A 16,736-nucleotide genomic window follows, 5' to 3' on the forward strand; every position below is an offset into this window, starting at 1 on the left:
TTGCCGCCCACCTTTATCTTTTTATTTAATCGTCAGCTTTTCTATTTGCCATCCCCACTAAGTCAATTTTCATTGACAGAACTCCTTCGCTACATTCATCAAGACAAGCACCGCAACGAGTACAATCACTTGAAGTAACGGATAAGGCTTGTTTTGACACTACAGGGGCCAGTACATGTGGTTCAGGACAAACAGCAACGCAACGTGAACAGCCACGGGTATCACAGCTTTCTGTTGGTGTGGATGTCACTTTGAGTCGACCATAGCGTCCTAAAATGCCATAGAAAGCACCTACTGGGCACAGATGGCCGCACCAGGCACGACGACTGACAAATAAATCAAACAAAAATAAAGCGCCGAGCAGCATCGCTCCACTTAAAGAAAACCATATTAACTCTCGCTGGAATCGTGTAATAGGGTTCACTATTTCCCACGCCAAGGTCCCGCCTAAAAAAGAAAGCACCAGAGATAAGGCTAAGATCCAGAGTCGTAAATGACGCGATAAATTCATATTGCCTTTAATATTGAGACGTTTACGTAACCAATAGGCTAAATCAGTCAGTAAGTTGATGGGACATACCCAGCTACAGTAAAGACGACCGGCTAAGAAAGCATAAAACCCTCCGACCAGTATCGCCCCCATAAGCGCGGGCAAGGCAATAGGGGAACCTGCAAAAAAAGACTGGAGAAGAATAAAAGGATCGGTCAGTTTGAGTTGTTCAAACCAGAGACTAGACGATAAATTGCCATCAGCAATCTTGCCATAACCCGGTATTGCAACAATAAAGGCAAGTAAAATGGAGATTTGTACGATACGGCGCATTAACAACCAGCGATGCCGATAGAGGCCACGCTTCAGACGATGTAACATACTTAGCTCCTCCCAACGGCATTCCTGCCAGACAGGCCTAAGCCCAGTTCGCGTGGAAGTACGCGAATGGCCGCTTCAGACAAGACACAATGTTTTTCACAGGTGCCGCATCCAGTGCAGATGTCTGAATGCACGGTAGGAATCATCAATTTTCCTGCCTCAGTCTGGATAGGTTCAATGGTGATGGCTTCATCACGAATGGGGCAAACTCGCCAGCAAATACTACAGGTCAAACCTTTGTAATTGAGGCAGGTTTCATGGTCAACAAGTACAGCGACGCCCATATCCGCTTTTTTTATATCGGTCATATGGCGATCAAGTGCACCGGTCGGGCAGGCCTTGGCACAGGGAATATCGGTGCACATCCGGCACGGTTCTTCTCTGGCTACAAAATAGGGCGTGCCTTGTGGAGCAGGATCGGCCCAACTGGCTAACTTCAGAATATCGTAGGGGCAGTCTTCAACACATAAGCCACATCGTATACATGATGAGTCGAAGTCCAGATCCGGCAATGCGCCTGGTGGGCGAAGCGCTTCTGCAGCGCGTGCTGGACGGGATAGAATCATGGATTGTCCAATGATGGTACCCACCAGTACCACTCCAAAACGTTTGAATAGATGACGAAAGGTTTCCCGCTTTCCGGGATCGTCTAATTGATGGTTAGTGTCTCGTTGATTTTCTGCCATTAGTACCTCCAGCAGATAAACAGCAAATATCAGGGAGCTACCGTCATTTCGGCTCTGATAACCGGATGTATCCAGCATTGCAAAAGGTAATCACCGGCTGCTGGAATAGTCAAGCTGACGGTTTCTCCCGGAAGCTGTACGCCTAAGTTCACCACTTTGCCGTCGGGGTAGGTGACATAAATACTGTGTGCAACATCAGATTTGTTGGTGATCGCCAGGGTGTCATTGGCGCTCGGGGTAAACGACCAGTCTTCAAAATCGTGGTGGGTCAGAGACATATTATGAACCACCGGCCCTGAGTCGCCCGCCTGTTCGGCACTGGCAACGGGTAGAATGAGCGTACTCATAATGCAAGCTATAGTCATGAGCCAAAGTGTTACTTGCCTGTTCACGTATGCTACTCCTCGGGTAATTCGGGTGGAGAAAGTGCTAATGGACCACCATTTAAGGTTTTCAAAAAGGCAATCAGATCGGCTTTTTGTTGTTCAGTTAGTTCAAATGGCGACATTTCTTTAGACAGGCTGGGACGTTTGAGACCACCGTCTTCATAATGTTTGATCACTTGCTCCAGATTGGTCATGGAACCATCATGCATAAAAGGTCCGTTTTCTGGCAGATCACGTAAGGTCGGGGTTTTAAAAGCATGCTGCATAATCGTCACCTCGACAGGGATGGTATTGCCACGACCCAGATCCGGGCTATCCAGCCCAATGTCATGGAAACTATCATCAGTAAAACGCCATGACTTATGACAAGCGGCGCACTGGGCTTTATTGTTAAATACTTGAAAACCACGTTGAGCACTGACACTGATAGCTTCATCATCACCTTCTACCCAACGATCAAAGCTTGAAACATTGGAGACCAAGGTACGTTGAAAAGTCGCTAATGCCATCGCAATGCGCTGTGTAGTGATTTCTGCATCACCATAGGCAGACTCAAATAAGGGGCGATAACCTTTAATTTCACCTAGTCGCTGAACTAATTCATCCATGTTGTAGTTCATTTCGTGTGGCGTGGTGATGGGAAGCACTGCCTGCGCTTCCAGTGAGTTGGCTCGGCCATCCCACATTAATGCTTTAAGCCAGGCGCTGTTCATGACAGTGGGCGTTCGTCTCGGCTGCTCAAGTTCTTCCGAACCCAGCGGCACAACGCGGCCATCGCTCCAGCGATGATCCGGTGAGTGGCAGGTCGCACAGGACATACCTTTATCTCGGGACAAACGCGGGTCAAAAAACAGGGCTTTACCCAGCGTTGTTTTTTCTATAGTAAGCGGGTTGGAGTCCGGCGCCGGAATGGCCTCGGGACGTTGATAATCACTCCGCTTGATTGTGTCATCAGCCAAACTGGCATGCACGGAAAATACCGTGCATGCCAACATGACGAGGATTCTGATCTTCATGATGTAAGAATGCCTCAGGCCAACTTAGCTGGCTTTACCAACGACTGGTGAGATGGTGCAGTGATAGGTCATATCATCATTTTCTGCACCGAAGCACCATACGATGTCGTTGGAGAACTCAGGACGGTAAACCGGCAGTTCACCTTCTGTGTTCAGACACGCACATTGACCACAGGTTTGCTTACCACAGCAGTCACGGTAAGCGATCAGGTAAGTCTGACCGTCACCCGGGTTGTAACAGCTGGCCACCCATGAGCTCGGTGACAGGCTGGTGCCCGGAGGACAGGAAGTCAGCGTACCACCACAGCAGTCACAGACGTTCCCGTCGATAGAACAGTGCCGCCAGTAGTCACAGGCTTGTGGATCCTGATCCTGTGGTTGCCAACCTGCTCTGGCCGCATCCAGGTCACTGGCGTCAGCGGCGTGGGCGCTGTTCAGACGACCACGGCGATCAACTGGCAGCAAGGGAAGCAGTGTCGCACCTACCAGGAAGCCACCCAGTTTACCCACGAAGCCACGACGACCGGTTTTGTTTGCGGTACGACGGCTCAGTTTCTCAATAGCAGCGTCAAATCCTAATTTCTTTGTCATTTGCCTTCTCCGTTATGTTTTTTGGTTCTACTCTCAAATCAATGATTAGTGCAGTTGCTCGCCCACTGTCACTTCCTTGGCAGTAGAGCTGTCTTTGAGGTAGCTCTGCAGTGAAGCGTGACCCAGTCGTACGGTTTCAAACAGGCTTTCAACATGCTCACGTGTGTTGCACAGACCTTTGCCTTTTATCACGCCATCGGCATCCAGCAGTACACCGTAAGGGACTTTGGAAACCTGGTAGCGCATGCCAATTTCTGGTGAGTTCACGTAATACTCATTTTTCAGTGGGTGGTTGCTCAGGAACTCACGGTGTTCAGCAGCCGTACCGTCACTGATCAGAATGACATCTGCGCCTTCACTTGCTGCGACATCACGAATAATTGGCAGCAGCTTGGCACAAACAGGGCAGGAAGGACCGGTGAACATCAACAGGCTTGGACGTCCAGGCGTGATAGCGCGACCGACCAGCAAGTCTTTTTCATCGGTGAAGGTTTTCACGTTGAACACAGGTGATTTGTCACCAATATCGGGTCCGTGATCGACCATCATGGCACCCAGTGGTGCTGACCGTTCGTGTAGCAGACCAATTTGGCGAATAACACCTACCATAAGTGCAGCCAGAGCCAGAAAAGCTGCCCAAAGCAACACATTTGAAGCAATAAGAATATCGAAACTCATTGTAAATTTTCCTTACTAAAAAATTAAGTTCTTGATTCACGGGAATTTGGCAATCCCACCATCACATCTGCAGCTATATAAAGCATGGCCAGCAGTGCTGCTGAGGCCATACCAATCAGCCACGATGCGAGGGAGATATTGGCTATTTCCAGTGAACTAAAAGCGATGTAGATGCTGACGCCGGCAAGAAAGAGCGCACGCAGCACATGGAACATGCCGATTCGGCTCCGACTGGTCGGACGTCTTACACAACCGCAGTCAATATGGGTTCGGCCCCTGCCGACATTGATGGCCAATGCCAGCGAGAACATCACGAACAGTCCCACTGCTACCCAGGCAGCTATTTCACGTACAGGCGGCACCATCAAAGCGACGGCACATGCCAGTTCAATCCAAGGCAGAAGCTTGGCTACCGGTTTAACCAGAAAGCCCGGCAACAAACGGTAGTTGTCGACCACACCCTGGAACTCGTCAGGGCTACGCAACTTGGAAATGGCTGCTACCGCCAGTACCAGCCCCACAAAAAGTGTGGCCAGTACTGACAGGGCAGGATCGTTAGTAAGCCAGTTCATGTCTTACTCGCTATCCTGAGGCAGGGTGAGAATGTGCGGATAGCGGCCGAGTCCTGCCGTTTCGCCGATTTTCTTACCTGTCTTAGCATCAAAGGTGTACAGAGTCTGTTCGTTAGCGGATAAGGCGAACAGATACGGTTTGTCGTCCTGGCTGACAGCAATGGAATCGATTTCATGGTTCAGTTCCATCTTGCGCAGGCGTTCACCGGTATCGGCGTCGACTACAAACACGTAACGGCTTGGTGTTTTGTGGGTGAATTCACCACGCTGATCTGCCAGCAGGTACAGTTCATTACTGTCGTTATGAACAGTGACCAGCTGCCAGCCACCTGGACGCCATCTGTCTGCTTTCTCTTCTTCAGTGAAGACTTCGATAGGCTCCTTGAATTCAGCGCCATCAGCAGTCAGGGTTGCCCGATAGATACGGCCTTCGTAATCCGGCCATACCAGACGGTTAGTCACATCCGAGTAGTAAGGCTCATTGACAAGATAACTGTCTTCCGGATGGAACACTTCGCTGTGAGTCTGAGTGGAATTACCCTCATCGTCGTAATTGATTTTCAGCATTGAACCGTCACGGCAGTGCATATACACGTTCTGTTCCGGTGCCGGGAACAGGTGGTAACAGTCCGGGGTATCCATCATTTTGACGAACTTGTTTTGTTCCAGATCAACCAGACCCACTGCCGGTACCGGTGAAAACTGCTGGAACATCATGTGCTTGTCATCAGTGCTCAGCGTTGCCATGTGGGTAAAAACAGCGGTCAGGAAGCGACCTTCAGGGATATCAATGTCTGCTGTCACATCGTGAGTCTGTGTATCAAAGACTTCGATGTAATCATCACGGTTACCCCGGGCGATGCGGTCATACCAGGTGTTAGCAATCGCCATGAAGTTACCCTGGTCACCGAGCAGCACATGAGGCAGCTTACCGGCATCAGACATACCCAGGATCTTGTTGTTGTTACCGTCGATGGTGAACACCTGAGAGGTCATCTGGAAATGGCCAGGGTCAGTGACATAAACACGCTTTGAGTCACTGGCTGGGGCAACTTCAATGGTCTGTTGTTCAACAGCAATATCAGCTAGTGCTGGATAAGTGGTAGCCATCAGCGCTGCCGTAGCAATGCCCCCTGCTAGACTTTTTTGTCGCAGCTTTGATTTAAGGTTAAATAGTGTCATATCTTCTCCAAACTATTTTGGTTTATTATGAGTTAAGGATGAGGTCTCACCTGTGTTTACAGCGATAACATGGTTAATGCGGCTGCACCGATTGACAGCAGAAGAAACCCATCCAGTTCAACAGCACGTTCCTGCCATTTCGCTAGCCAAGCTTGAACGGACTGGTTGGAAATAGGCAGAAAGTTCACCGCAACAGGCAGACAGCGCCCGATGTTGAAGATGGCGATGATAGTGATTGCTGTAGTGACATCAGCACTCAGCAACGCAGCACCGGTCACGATGTAGAGGATCGGTGTCTGTACGTAAGTCAGGTAGTTCATCCCCAGCGCATAGCCATAAAGCAGGCCAATTGTTGAGGAGCGAAAACGAAAACGAGCATCATGTGGAACCTGAGCTCGACGCTGTGGGTAGGGCATTTTTAGAAAACCAAGTTGATGTGCCCCATAACCAATTGCTAGTATCGCCAGTCCCATTATCATATGACTGAAAGCTAACTGTTCGAATAAGAAAGCACCCACTAAACCTAGTGCACCACCCAACATGAGTGCACCGATGGCATAGCCAATCGCATGAGTAATGAAGGTGGGGGTCCAGCGAGCGACTGAACCAAAAGAATATTTCCCGGCTGGTCGCAGCAGGCTCAGGCTTGAGTACCCACATGGAGACCAAGTGGATAACAGGCCACCAACAAAAGTTAAAACGAAAAACATTGCCGTCAGCATCGATGACGCTTGTGTATTCAGTGCAATGCCTGTTGCAACACCTATGGTTATTGCCGATAACATAATGGCAAATCGCTGTCCTGATGATTTTGACTCAGAAAAACTAATCGCATCAGGCACACATGTTGAGCTGTTCTCAACAGTCGATGTCTGGCTATAATCACCAGCGTGTGTATCTGCTCTCACTCTCTACCTCCTCGGACCTGCCGGTCACTTGTTGTTGATGAAATAATTTCGTAACAACTATAGCCAGAGGGAAATCCCTGCCGTATCAAAAACTGGCATTGAAGTATCAGAATGGGGATAACTACTATTGATGTTGCCGATTCTTGCTAGTCAAACGCTATTTCAATTGAAACTTTGTGTTAACGGCATAACACAGTGAGGATGTTATCTAACATGTGAGTGGATGAGTGATGATTGGGCTAACTGTCTGTTTTACCTTCGATAGTCTGTCATCTGCTCAATTCTTCGCTCATGCCATGATGGTTCATCGATGGTCTGAGTGATGATACTGGTCCTCTCCCTACAGCCATGATCAAACTCAGTTCATTATTCAGACTGACATATTGCCGATTTCTACTATTAGCTATCCCAGAAAAGGCCTATTATCGTAAGTGCCAGTTATCAACCTGATAAAAATAATAAGACAGGTAAACCAATATATTCTTAATAAAAATAATAAGTTATGGTTTGTTTGATGGCTTGGTTCCGAGGGAGAGAAATATGAATCAAGAAAAGATATGGGTAGATGACGACCTAGCTAAAATTGAAATAAAAGCAGTACGCTCTAAATTAACTGATGTCTTAGAGCAAGCAGCAGCTTTGCCAATGTGGTCACAAGATTACACGCAACTAGATAAAGGGCAGTTTTCAGGTACGGTGACCAGTGTTGCTTGTCAGGGAGTACAGATCTTTCGTGAAGCGATGAATCGTTCTGTGGATGAGCTTGCCAGTCCACCACCAGGCAGTTATGTGATTGGATTACCAACTATTGTTGAGGGTGAGGCTTTATGGTGTGGCAGTAAGCTAGACAAAAATTCGCTGATTACTCTGGATAAAAATGATGAACTCTTATTCAGGACTTCACATTCGTCTGAAATCAATGTTGCCGTCATTGCTGAGCAAAGGCTAGAGGAATATGCAGAAAGAGTAGAAAAGGTGGATCTTCGCCCCATTATGGATAGGGCAAATCCAGTAGAGGCGCTTCCTCCTGCTATACAAAGCCGTTTGTTGGCAATCTTATACATCGGCACAGAGCATATGGCGAAAAATCTTGATGATGGCACCAGTCATCCAAACAGTTGGCGACACTTTGAAGATACCGTTTTCAGTGTGTGTGTGCAGGCACTGTCAGCGGTCAGCAACAACAACGGCCGACGACATGAGTACAGAGTACATCGCTATATCGTCAAAAGTGTACGTGAGCTCACGCTAGCCCAGCATTGTGATCCCATTACCATTGGTGAAATTTGTACCACTCTGAATATTAGTCGCCGGACATTGAACCATGCTTTTCAGCAAGTGCTTGGCATCACTCCTGTTGCTTATATGCGAAATATTCGTCTTCACAAGATTCGGGCTGAGCTTCAATACAAGTCGGAGCAAATCAGTAATATCGCCTGTGTGGCATCGCATTGGGGGTTTTGGCATATGAGTTTGTTCGCACGTTATTACCGTGAGCTATTCGGGGAGTGTCCGAGTGAGACACTGGAGCGATCACGGCTTTGATTACGTACGCCCAATCATAATTATAGAAACTTAGTATATCCACATCATTTAAGGAGACAGTTAAATGGGGTCTTTTAGTATTTGGCATTGGCTCGTTGTTCTGGCGGTTGTAGCGCTTGTTTTTGGCACCAAAAAATTACGGAATTTAGGTGGAGATTTGGGCGGTGCTGTCAAAGGATTTAAACAAGCGATGAGTGAAGAGCAAGACATCAGTGTTATCGATCATGCTGTCAATCAAACTGACAGTGTGAATAACAAAGCCAGGCATAAACAGTAACACCAGCGTATTTGACTATGTTTAATATCGCCTTCCCCGAGCTTATCGTCATTCTATTGGTATCGCTGGTTGTTATTGGTCCCGATAAACTTCCAAAGGTAGCGCAGACTCTAGGTGTGATGGTGGGGCGTATTCAACGGTTTATGACGGCTGTTAAAGACGATATCGATCAAGAAATGAGATCTGACGATCTTTTACGGTTGCAGGAAGAGCTAAAACAACAAAAAGAAGGCTTGAATGATGAGCTTCGTAAAGGCATGCAGCCGGTTGCCGAAGTGATTCGCCGCTCTGAAACGCCTGCTTCAGAAACAGCCAGGGAAAACCCTAGTGCTACAACAACCAAAGTCGCTGAGCATAAAAAAAGTGTGACCCAACAGAAGGAATCGCTAAGTGAGTAGTAAAGAAGAATTTTTCAGTCACTTGTTAGAACTTCGACAACGATTGCTGAAAATTGTGGCTGGGATTTTCTTCATCATGCTCGCATTATTTCCCTTTGCAAATGATATTTATCAGTTTTTGGCAACCCCTTTACTACAAGCTTTGCCAGCAGGGGGACAAATGATTGCCACTGAAGTGACTACCCCTTTCTTTGTTCCTCTCAAGGTGGTGATGTTAGCCGCCTTTATCATTTCATCTCCCTATACGCTTTACCAGATCTGGGCTTTCATCGCGCCTGGTTTGTATAGCAATGAGCGCCATCTTATTGCACCTTTAGTCATCACCAGTGTTTTTCTATTTATTTGTGGGATGGCTTTTGCTTTTTTCTTGGTCTTTCCTGTCGTGTTCGGTTTTATCACCAGTACAGCTCCCGAAGGAGTCGCGGTGATGACTGATATTGGTAAATATTTAGATTTCATCATTGTGCTTTTTATTGCTTTCAGCCTGGCATTTGAAACACCTATCGCGGTGGTACTGATGGTCGCGGCTGGGATGGTAAGTGTGACGGCATTGAAGCAAGCGCGTTCCTACGTCATTGTTGGTGCGTTTGTTATTGGCGCTATTATTACGCCGCCTGACATTATTTCTCAGTTTATGTTGGCTATTCCCATGTGGGTGTTGTACGAAATTGGCATATTAGTCGCCCATGCCTTACAGCAAAAAAAGCATCATCAGTATGAGCATACATCCTGAAAGTTAATGATTAGCCTACTCTTAAAATGTCTTTCATGTGCTCCTTGCTGAATGGGGTTTAAGAGCAACACCGTTTGATTGAAGCGTATGTGATTCCTTTGGAAAAAAGGGGGGATAATTGCGCTGTAATAGAAAATGTGACAGATTTGTCCACCGTAATCAGAGTGCTCTGAGATAGCTCTGGCATCAGCCAGTGTTCGGTATGTGACATGTCGGGAATAAACAATGCATTTTTCCATTCAACAACGTTTTAGCATCTGGGCTGGACTCGGGCTTCTTAGCGTTGTTTTGATGGCGGTCTTGGTCGGACTATGGCAGTTTGACAAGATAAAACAAACGCTTGCCGCTCAGAGTTATGAGGTGACACGTGGTCAGGTTGAAGACTATCTTCAGGTACTGGCTAGTGATACAGCCGGGGAATTATCTACACCGCTTTTATCTGCAATGCATTCAATACAGGGTGTTGCCTCTGCAATGAATGCTGTTGTGAAGTCCGAAGGCAACCATGATAGACGAGAGTTGGCCATTCGCATGCTTGAGCAAACTTTATCGGACCACCCAAACTTTCTGGCGACCTACGTGGCTTTTGAACCCAATGCACTTGATGGGGCAGATAAACTGGCAAAACAGACAAAGGGAAGTGATGCTGCAGGTCGCTTCATGCCCTATGTGACGAGAGACAATAATGATTTTATGGTGGCTTTGCTGGAAGGGTTGGAGGACAAAAACCTGGATGAGAACGGCAACAGAGTTGGGGAATATTATCTCTGTTCAAAAGAGAGTGGCAAAAGTTGTGTAATTGATCCCTATCTTTACCCTGTAGATGACAAGGAAGTCTTATTGAGTAGTCTTGTCGCTCCGATAAAAGTTCATGAGCAATTTATCGGTATTGCTGGTGTGGATATCTCTGCCAGCTTCTTGCAATCAGTGATCAGTGACGTTGAGTCACGACTATACGATGGCCGGGGAAGGACATTATTGGTCAGTCCCAGAGGTGTGATCTCAGGGCATAGTCAACATCCTTATTTAATTGGTCAGAACTTGAGAGTGTTGGAAGCATCAATACGCGACAATCTCAGAGAAGTGGCGGCCAGTGATGAAACCAGAATTCTACACTCCAAGCAACAATTCATCGTCATGAAACCTTTCCATCTGCCGGGCAATGAGCAACGTTGGATTGCATATATGGAAGTACCCGAAGAAATTGTGATGGCTGATGTAATCAAGCAAAATCAGTTCCTTGAACTCGCACAAGAACGGTTTATAACGACAACAACAATATTAGGCTTATTTCTTTCACTACTTGGGGTGTTTACGATATGGCTAGTGGCTCGCAAAAGTATCCGGCCACTGACAGAAATGACCACACTGGTGACTTCCATAGCTGAAGGAGAAGGCGATCTCACACAGCGATTAAATATTAATTATCGTGATGAAACAGGCAAACTATCTCTTCTATTAAATACCTTTATTGAAAAGCTACAAAATCTGGTTAAGCAGTTGCTTCCAGTTGCCAGTGATGTCAGTGAATTATCTTCGGAAGGCCGACAGATCAGTGTAGAAACGAGCATTCAGATGTTAGAACAAGAAAGCCTGATCGAGGATATGGTACTGACGATGAATGAGATGGCTGCATCAGCACAGCAAATCGCTGCAAGTGCTGAACGAACATCACAATTTGTGCAATATGCTAATGATGCAACAACAGTAGGGACAGAAGTTCTTCAAAAAAGAACTGTAACCATTGATCACATCAGTCAGTCGGTTCGCCAGTCGGAAGTTGCCGTGCAGAGTATGGCAAAAAATGTCGATAATATATTGAAAATTATCTCAGTTTTTGATGATATTGCACTAAAAATCAATCACCTGACGAACCAATCCACAGATAATCCTACGGTCAGCAAGAATAAAGCTGAGCCTGACCTCGTTACAGAGCAGATTAGAAACCTGGCGAGTCAGACTCACCAGGCTGTGGCTGATATGCGTAAGCAACTAACCATCATGCAGCAAAGTAATCAGCTAGCATTAAATACAATAGATCTAAGCGGTCAACACGTATCAGAAACAGTAGAGTTGGCACAACAGGCAGAATCAGCGTTAAATGATATTAATCAGGCTATCGAAGAAGTGACTGAAATGACGCTGGAAATTGCTGCAGCCACAGAACAACAGTCAGCCGCTTGTGATGAAGTTAATCATAATCTTTCCGAGGTTTCGCGACTGGTGCACCTGACCTCAAAAGGAGCGCAACAATTGCGTGGCGTGGGGAATGAACTGGATCTAGCTGCTGGCAGACTGCAAGAGAAACTGGCGTTATTCAAGGTTTAGGTTTTTTCCAGCTCTGATATGCTGGTATGGATTCATAACCAAGCCGGCTTTCTTATGATTGGGAGACGATGTTTGATAAATAAAATGGCGCGCCTGACAGGAATCGAACCTGTGACCCCCAGCTTCGGAAACTGGTACTCTATCCAACTGAGCTACAGGCGCGTGAAGTTGAGCCGAAGATTATACGGACTTTGCCCGTAATCTGCTACGGCTCACAGTGTCTTTTACCAAGAGAGTGATAACACTCTCTTGGCATCAATCAATTAATAGCGTGGGTTAATTTTTTCCAGCTTCCAGATATCGTTGTTGTACTCTTCCATGGTTCTGTCGGTAGAGAACATACCGCTGTTGGCACTGTTCATAATACTCATTGCAATCCAGCGTTCTTTGTCTTGATAAACTTCTGCGGCGCGTTGTTGGGCTTCGACATAGCTATGGAAATCGGCGACGGTCATCCACGGATCATTGGGGCTGGTAAAGGCAGCAATGATGTCATCAAAACAGCCTTCTTCACATTGGTTGAAGTGTCCAGACTCCAATAAGTCGACAACACGTTTCAGGTCAGCATCGTTATCAATAATAAACCGTGGATTATATGTTGGTTTAAGCTCAGTTACTTCATCTTCAGTCAGGCCGAACAGGAAGAAGTTTTCTGCGCCGGCTTCATCACGAATTTCAATATTGGCACCATCGAGCGTACCAATGGTCATTGCACCGTTCATCATAAATTTCATATTGCCTGTACCAGAGGCTTCTTTACCGGCAGTAGAAATTTGCTCAGATAAATCAGCTGCAGGACAAATCACTTCCATGGCTGAGACCTGGTAGTTTGGCAAAAACACGACTTTTAACAGATCACCCACATCCGGATCATTATTTACTGTACTGGCGACATTATTTATCAATTTAATGATACGTTTTGCCATGACATAACCCGGTGCGGCTTTGCCACCGAATAGGACACAACGTGGCGTCATGTTTTTCGTATCGCCACGTTTGATACGGTCATAGAGATGAATAACATGCAGGATGTTAAGTAACTGACGTTTGTATTCGTGAATACGTTTAACCTGAATATCAAACATCGCTTCAGGATTAAACTCGACGCCGCAGCTATCTTTCACTAATTTTGCCAAGCGCTGTTTATTAGCAAGTTTAGCCGCATGCCATTTCTTCTGGAACGTTTTGTCATGGGCATACTCTTCCAGTTTTTTCAGCTCGGTGAGTTGAGTAATCCATTTATCACCAATGGTGTCTGTAATCAGTTCACTTAAGTCCGGATTACACCAGGCTAGCCAGCGACGTTGGGTTACACCGTTGGTTTTATTATTGAATTTATGCGGCCAGAGTTCATAAAAATCATGGAATAAGCCTTTTTTCAGTAACTCAGAGTGCAAGGCGGCGACACCGTTTATCGAGTAACTGCCGATAATGGCAAGATGGGCCATGCGCACTTGCTTTTCATCGCCTTCCTCAATAATCGACATTCTTGCTAATCTGGTTTTATCTCCCGGCCAGCGTCTGGCGACTTCACGCAGGAAGCGGGCATTAATTTCGTAAATAATTTCCAGAATGCGTGGCAGCAGACGCCCAAACATATTGACCGGCCAGCGCTCCAAAGCTTCTGGTAACAGAGTATGGTTAGTATAGGCCATCGTGTTGGAGGTGATGTCCCAGGCTTTATCCCAGCTCAGTCCATGTTCATCCATTAATAAACGCATGAGTTCGGCAACTGCCACAGTAGGGTGAGTATCATTTAGCTGGAAACAATTTTTCTCGGCAAAATTATCGAATGACTCACCATGGGTGGTGACCCAGTAGTCGATAATGTCTTGCAAACTGGCTGAGGCTAAGAAGTACTGCTGGCGTAGACGGAGCTCTTTACCATTCTCGCTGGCATCATTCGGATAGAGCACCATGCTGATATTTTCAGCTTCATTTTTAGCCGCCACGGCTTCTGTGTAGGAGCCGGAGTTGAAGTCTTCCAGGTTGAACTCATCAGTGGCACCGGCTTTCCATAACCGCAGCACATTAACAGTGCCATTTTGATAACCGGGGATGGGCAGATCAAATGGGATAGCTAAGACATCATTGGTGTTTACCCAGTGAACACGCATATCACCACTATCACTTGGATGATACTCGGTATGACCCCCAAATTTAATGCGCTGAGTAAATTCAGGCCGCTCCAATTCCCACGGGTTACCATCTTGCAACCAGTGATCAGGTTTTTCTACCTGAAATCCATTTTCGATGCGTTGTTGGAACATGCCATATTCATAACGCAGACCATAACCTGTTACCGGTAATTGTAACGTGGCACAACTATCTATGAAGCAGGCGGCTAAGCGACCCAGGCCACCATTACCGAGACCGGCGTCATGTTCCATTTCAATCAGGTTTTCAAAATCCAAATTCAGCTCATTCAATGCTTTGGTCGTTTCTTTTTCCAGGCCTAAGTTGAGCACGGCATTACCCATGGCTCGGCCCATCAGAAATTCCATTGATAAGTAATAAGCATGTTTACAGTGCTTTTCTGCATAGGTGTGCTTGGTGTGTTTCATTCGGTTGAACAGGCGATCTCTTAATGTCAGTGCTAATGACGAATAGAGATAATGACCCGAAGCACAGCCTTTATCCTGAGCTAAGTGTGTACCGTAATAACGTTTGAAATCTTTGATGAGAGCATCGCTATTCATTCCCAGTTTTTCAGTGTCGAATAATTCCGGGGCGGGGTTAGCAGTACATGCGTAACGTGGGCTCATAGACAGATCCTTAAATTATTTCAGCGTTTGTTTGGATAGATGGGAGAAAACCCATCCCGATTAGGCATCTTTACCTGAGGTAGTGTGACTTCATTGAGTTCCACATCGTTCTCGAGTATATCATCCTGATTTAAAATATAAGCGCAAAGTGCGTAGATTTCATTACTACTCAAAGAAAAAGGTGCTGAGGGGGGCATGGCTCGCCGAATGTAGTCATAAAGTGTTGTTGCATAAGGCCAATAGCTATTTACGGTTTTCTCTGGGTAGTCATCCGTGAGCGAGCCAACGTCACCGACCAGCGGCATAGCGCTGGCGCCGATGGCACCAAATCCATGACAGCTGGCACAGTGCTGATTAAATAGTTGTTTGCCTTGCTCTGCAGTGCCATGTCCCACAGGTAAATTTTTGCCATCAGGGGTTATAGTAAGGTTCCATGCTGTTTGCTGTGATTGTTGCACAGCATCTTTACCCAATGGCTGGACTAATGGCTCGGCGACAAGTGCTGGAGAAAACAGTAAAAAGAATAGAATGTGTCTATACATAAATATGACTAATCTGACCGTCTTCATTGATTTCCCAGCTGACAATCGCGTTGTAATGAAAAAAACTATTGTCACCGCGCTCTGAAATGAGAGTATTTCGAGATGGTTGCTGATAACCCGTTTCATCGGTAGCTCGGCTTTGTAATATTGCGTATTGACCTTGCCACTGCCACGGCAGACTAAAACGAGTAAAAGCTTTATCTAAAACAGGATCGCTTAGTTCTGCTTGGACCCATGTATCACCGCCATCTGCTGATACCTCGACTTTGCGGATTTTGCCATTACCTGACCAGGCAAGCCCGGTGACCTGATAAATGCCGGGGTTATCCGGCAGTGTCATCCCAACTGAAGGACTGGTAATAAGTGACTTGGCTTGCATAGTGAAGCTGAATTGTCTTGCTTTACCTGTAGGCAGTAAGTCAGTGTACTGGGCCGTTTCATCCCGGGTCATCGCAGGTTGTTCAACTAACTTTAACTGTCTTAACCACTTCACATTGACGATGCCTTCCCAACCCGGGAGTAACAATCGAACCGGATAACCATTTTCAGGTCGCAGGCGTTCGCCGTTCTGGTATAGGGCCAAAATTGCATCATCGAGTAATTTTTCAATGGGAAGGCTCACATTTAATGCGGCACCATCCGCTGCTTCAGCAATGGCCCATTTCGCTTCAGCTTGAATGCCACATTCATTTAAGAGCAGTCTGAGTGGAACACCAGTCCACTCGGCATTAGAGACAAGGCCATGCACATAGCCTGCAGCTGATTGAATGGGAGCGCTACGCCAGCCAGCATTACTATTGCCTCCGCACTCGATAAAGCAGATTTTTCTTATTTGCGGGTAGCGTTTTAAGGCATCAATCGAAAACGTTAGTGGCTTGTCTACTAAACCATCAATCATGATTTCATGTGAGGATGGATTTATATCAGGCACACCATTATGGTGTCGTTCATAATGCAAACCATTAGGCGTAATAGTACCTTGTAACTCTTCTAATGGTGTCCATGACACACCATTACCGGGTACGTTTGGGTTGGCAGATATCCAGCGAATAATATCTTTTTCGTAAATAGAAGGTTGACCATAGTTACTGAAATTCGATCCCGCTTTCAGCATAGAGTCGGGGAGGGTTTGCTGTAATTCTTCTGAGACTGGCTGTGCTTGCACAGGTAAGCTGAAACCGAGAAAAACACTACTCAAAGCCGTACCTTGTAGAAACTGGCGTCGGCTTTTAAGTAGTGATTTATTCATTTAGATATC

Annotated in this window: 17 protein-coding genes and 1 tRNA gene; 5 read left to right on the top strand and 13 right to left on the bottom strand. The window is 46.4% G+C overall.

From position 1 onward, the window contains the following. Positions 1-25 precede the first annotated feature (25 nt). From napH to QUE24_RS09945, 9 genes are read right to left on the bottom strand one after another with little or no spacing between them, the layout of a single operon-like run. Positions 26-871, bottom strand: a complete 846-nt coding sequence (napH, locus tag QUE24_RS09905) for a quinol dehydrogenase ferredoxin subunit NapH (protein WP_286303673.1) — start codon at positions 869-871, stop codon at positions 26-28. A gap of 2 nt (positions 872-873) precedes the next feature. Beyond that, a complete protein-coding gene (gene napG, locus QUE24_RS09910) occupies positions 874-1,557 on the bottom strand; it encodes a ferredoxin-type protein NapG (RefSeq protein ID WP_286303674.1) in 684 nt (227 codons plus the stop codon). Positions 1,558-1,586: 29 nt separating this feature from the next. Then, positions 1,587-1,904, bottom strand: coding sequence for a cupredoxin domain-containing protein (locus QUE24_RS09915; protein WP_286303675.1), 318 nt, complete (start codon positions 1,902-1,904; stop codon positions 1,587-1,589). Between the two features lie 50 nt (positions 1,905-1,954). Continuing rightward, a complete protein-coding gene (mauG, locus tag QUE24_RS09920) occupies positions 1,955-2,959 on the bottom strand; it encodes a tryptophan tryptophylquinone biosynthesis enzyme MauG (protein ID WP_286303676.1) in 1,005 nt (334 codons plus the stop codon). A 24-nt stretch (positions 2,960-2,983) separates the two neighbouring features. Next, a complete protein-coding gene (gene mauA / locus QUE24_RS09925; protein ID WP_286303677.1) occupies positions 2,984-3,550 on the bottom strand; it encodes a methylamine dehydrogenase (amicyanin) small subunit in 567 nt (188 codons plus the stop codon). 45 nt (positions 3,551-3,595) lie between these two features. After that, positions 3,596-4,228, bottom strand: a complete 633-nt coding sequence (mauD, locus tag QUE24_RS09930; protein WP_286303678.1) for a methylamine dehydrogenase accessory protein MauD — start codon at positions 4,226-4,228, stop codon at positions 3,596-3,598. 23 nt (positions 4,229-4,251) lie between these two features. Continuing rightward, positions 4,252-4,800 carry a MauE/DoxX family redox-associated membrane protein gene (locus tag QUE24_RS09935; RefSeq protein ID WP_286303679.1) on the bottom strand — a complete coding sequence of 183 codons (549 nt, stop codon included), beginning with the start codon at positions 4,798-4,800 and terminating at the stop codon, positions 4,252-4,254. A gap of 3 nt (positions 4,801-4,803) precedes the next feature. Beyond that, positions 4,804-5,982 carry a methylamine dehydrogenase (amicyanin) large subunit gene (gene mauB, locus QUE24_RS09940; protein WP_286303680.1) on the bottom strand — a complete coding sequence of 393 codons (1,179 nt, stop codon included), beginning with the start codon at positions 5,980-5,982 and terminating at the stop codon, positions 4,804-4,806. 56 nt (positions 5,983-6,038) lie between these two features. Continuing rightward, on the bottom strand, positions 6,039-6,890 hold the full coding sequence (locus QUE24_RS09945; RefSeq protein ID WP_286303681.1) for a methylamine utilization protein MauF: 852 nt from the start codon (positions 6,888-6,890) through the stop codon (positions 6,039-6,041). A 540-nt stretch (positions 6,891-7,430) separates the two neighbouring features. Between QUE24_RS09945 and QUE24_RS09950 the strand changes: the two genes are divergently transcribed. The 5 genes from QUE24_RS09950 (at position 7,431) to QUE24_RS09970 (ending at position 12,171) form a co-directional block, all read left to right on the top strand. Further along, on the top strand, positions 7,431-8,435 hold the full coding sequence (locus tag QUE24_RS09950) for a helix-turn-helix domain-containing protein (RefSeq protein ID WP_286303682.1): 1,005 nt from the start codon (positions 7,431-7,433) through the stop codon (positions 8,433-8,435). A gap of 64 nt (positions 8,436-8,499) precedes the next feature. Further along, on the top strand, positions 8,500-8,712 hold the full coding sequence (gene tatA / locus QUE24_RS09955; RefSeq protein WP_286303683.1) for a Sec-independent protein translocase subunit TatA: 213 nt from the start codon (positions 8,500-8,502) through the stop codon (positions 8,710-8,712). 17 nt (positions 8,713-8,729) lie between these two features. Beyond that, positions 8,730-9,110: a Sec-independent protein translocase protein TatB gene (gene tatB / locus QUE24_RS09960; RefSeq protein ID WP_286303684.1), complete on the top strand. Its 381-nt coding sequence runs from the start codon at positions 8,730-8,732 to the stop codon at positions 9,108-9,110. Further along, positions 9,103-9,843, top strand: coding sequence for a twin-arginine translocase subunit TatC (tatC, locus tag QUE24_RS09965; RefSeq protein WP_286303685.1), 741 nt, complete (start codon positions 9,103-9,105; stop codon positions 9,841-9,843). Before tatB ends, tatC begins: the two co-directional genes overlap by 8 nt. A gap of 225 nt (positions 9,844-10,068) precedes the next feature. Further along, entirely contained in the window at positions 10,069-12,171 is a 2,103-nt protein-coding gene (locus QUE24_RS09970; RefSeq protein ID WP_286303686.1) for a methyl-accepting chemotaxis protein, read from the top strand. A gap of 85 nt (positions 12,172-12,256) precedes the next feature. Here QUE24_RS09970 and QUE24_RS09975 read toward each other — a convergent pair. The 4 genes from QUE24_RS09975 to soxC form a co-directional block, all read right to left on the bottom strand. After that, a tRNA-Arg gene (locus tag QUE24_RS09975) sits at positions 12,257-12,333 on the bottom strand. A 101-nt stretch (positions 12,334-12,434) separates the two neighbouring features. Then, the gene (locus QUE24_RS09980; RefSeq protein ID WP_286303687.1) at positions 12,435-14,936 is read right to left on the bottom strand and encodes a glycogen/starch/alpha-glucan phosphorylase; all 2,502 of its coding nucleotides are present in this window, start codon (positions 14,934-14,936) and stop codon (positions 12,435-12,437) included. Positions 14,937-14,956: 20 nt separating this feature from the next. Then, positions 14,957-15,505 carry a c-type cytochrome gene (locus tag QUE24_RS09985; protein WP_286303688.1) on the bottom strand — a complete coding sequence of 183 codons (549 nt, stop codon included), beginning with the start codon at positions 15,503-15,505 and terminating at the stop codon, positions 14,957-14,959. Next, the gene (gene soxC / locus QUE24_RS09990) at positions 15,471-16,727 is read right to left on the bottom strand and encodes a sulfite dehydrogenase (RefSeq protein ID WP_286303689.1); all 1,257 of its coding nucleotides are present in this window, start codon (positions 16,725-16,727) and stop codon (positions 15,471-15,473) included. The genes QUE24_RS09985 and soxC overlap by 35 nt, the downstream gene beginning before the upstream one ends. Positions 16,728-16,736 lie beyond the last annotated feature (9 nt).

Source organism: Methylophaga marina (genome assembly GCF_030296755.1).
GTDB classification, from domain to species: domain Bacteria; phylum Pseudomonadota; class Gammaproteobacteria; order Nitrosococcales; family Methylophagaceae; genus Methylophaga; species Methylophaga marina.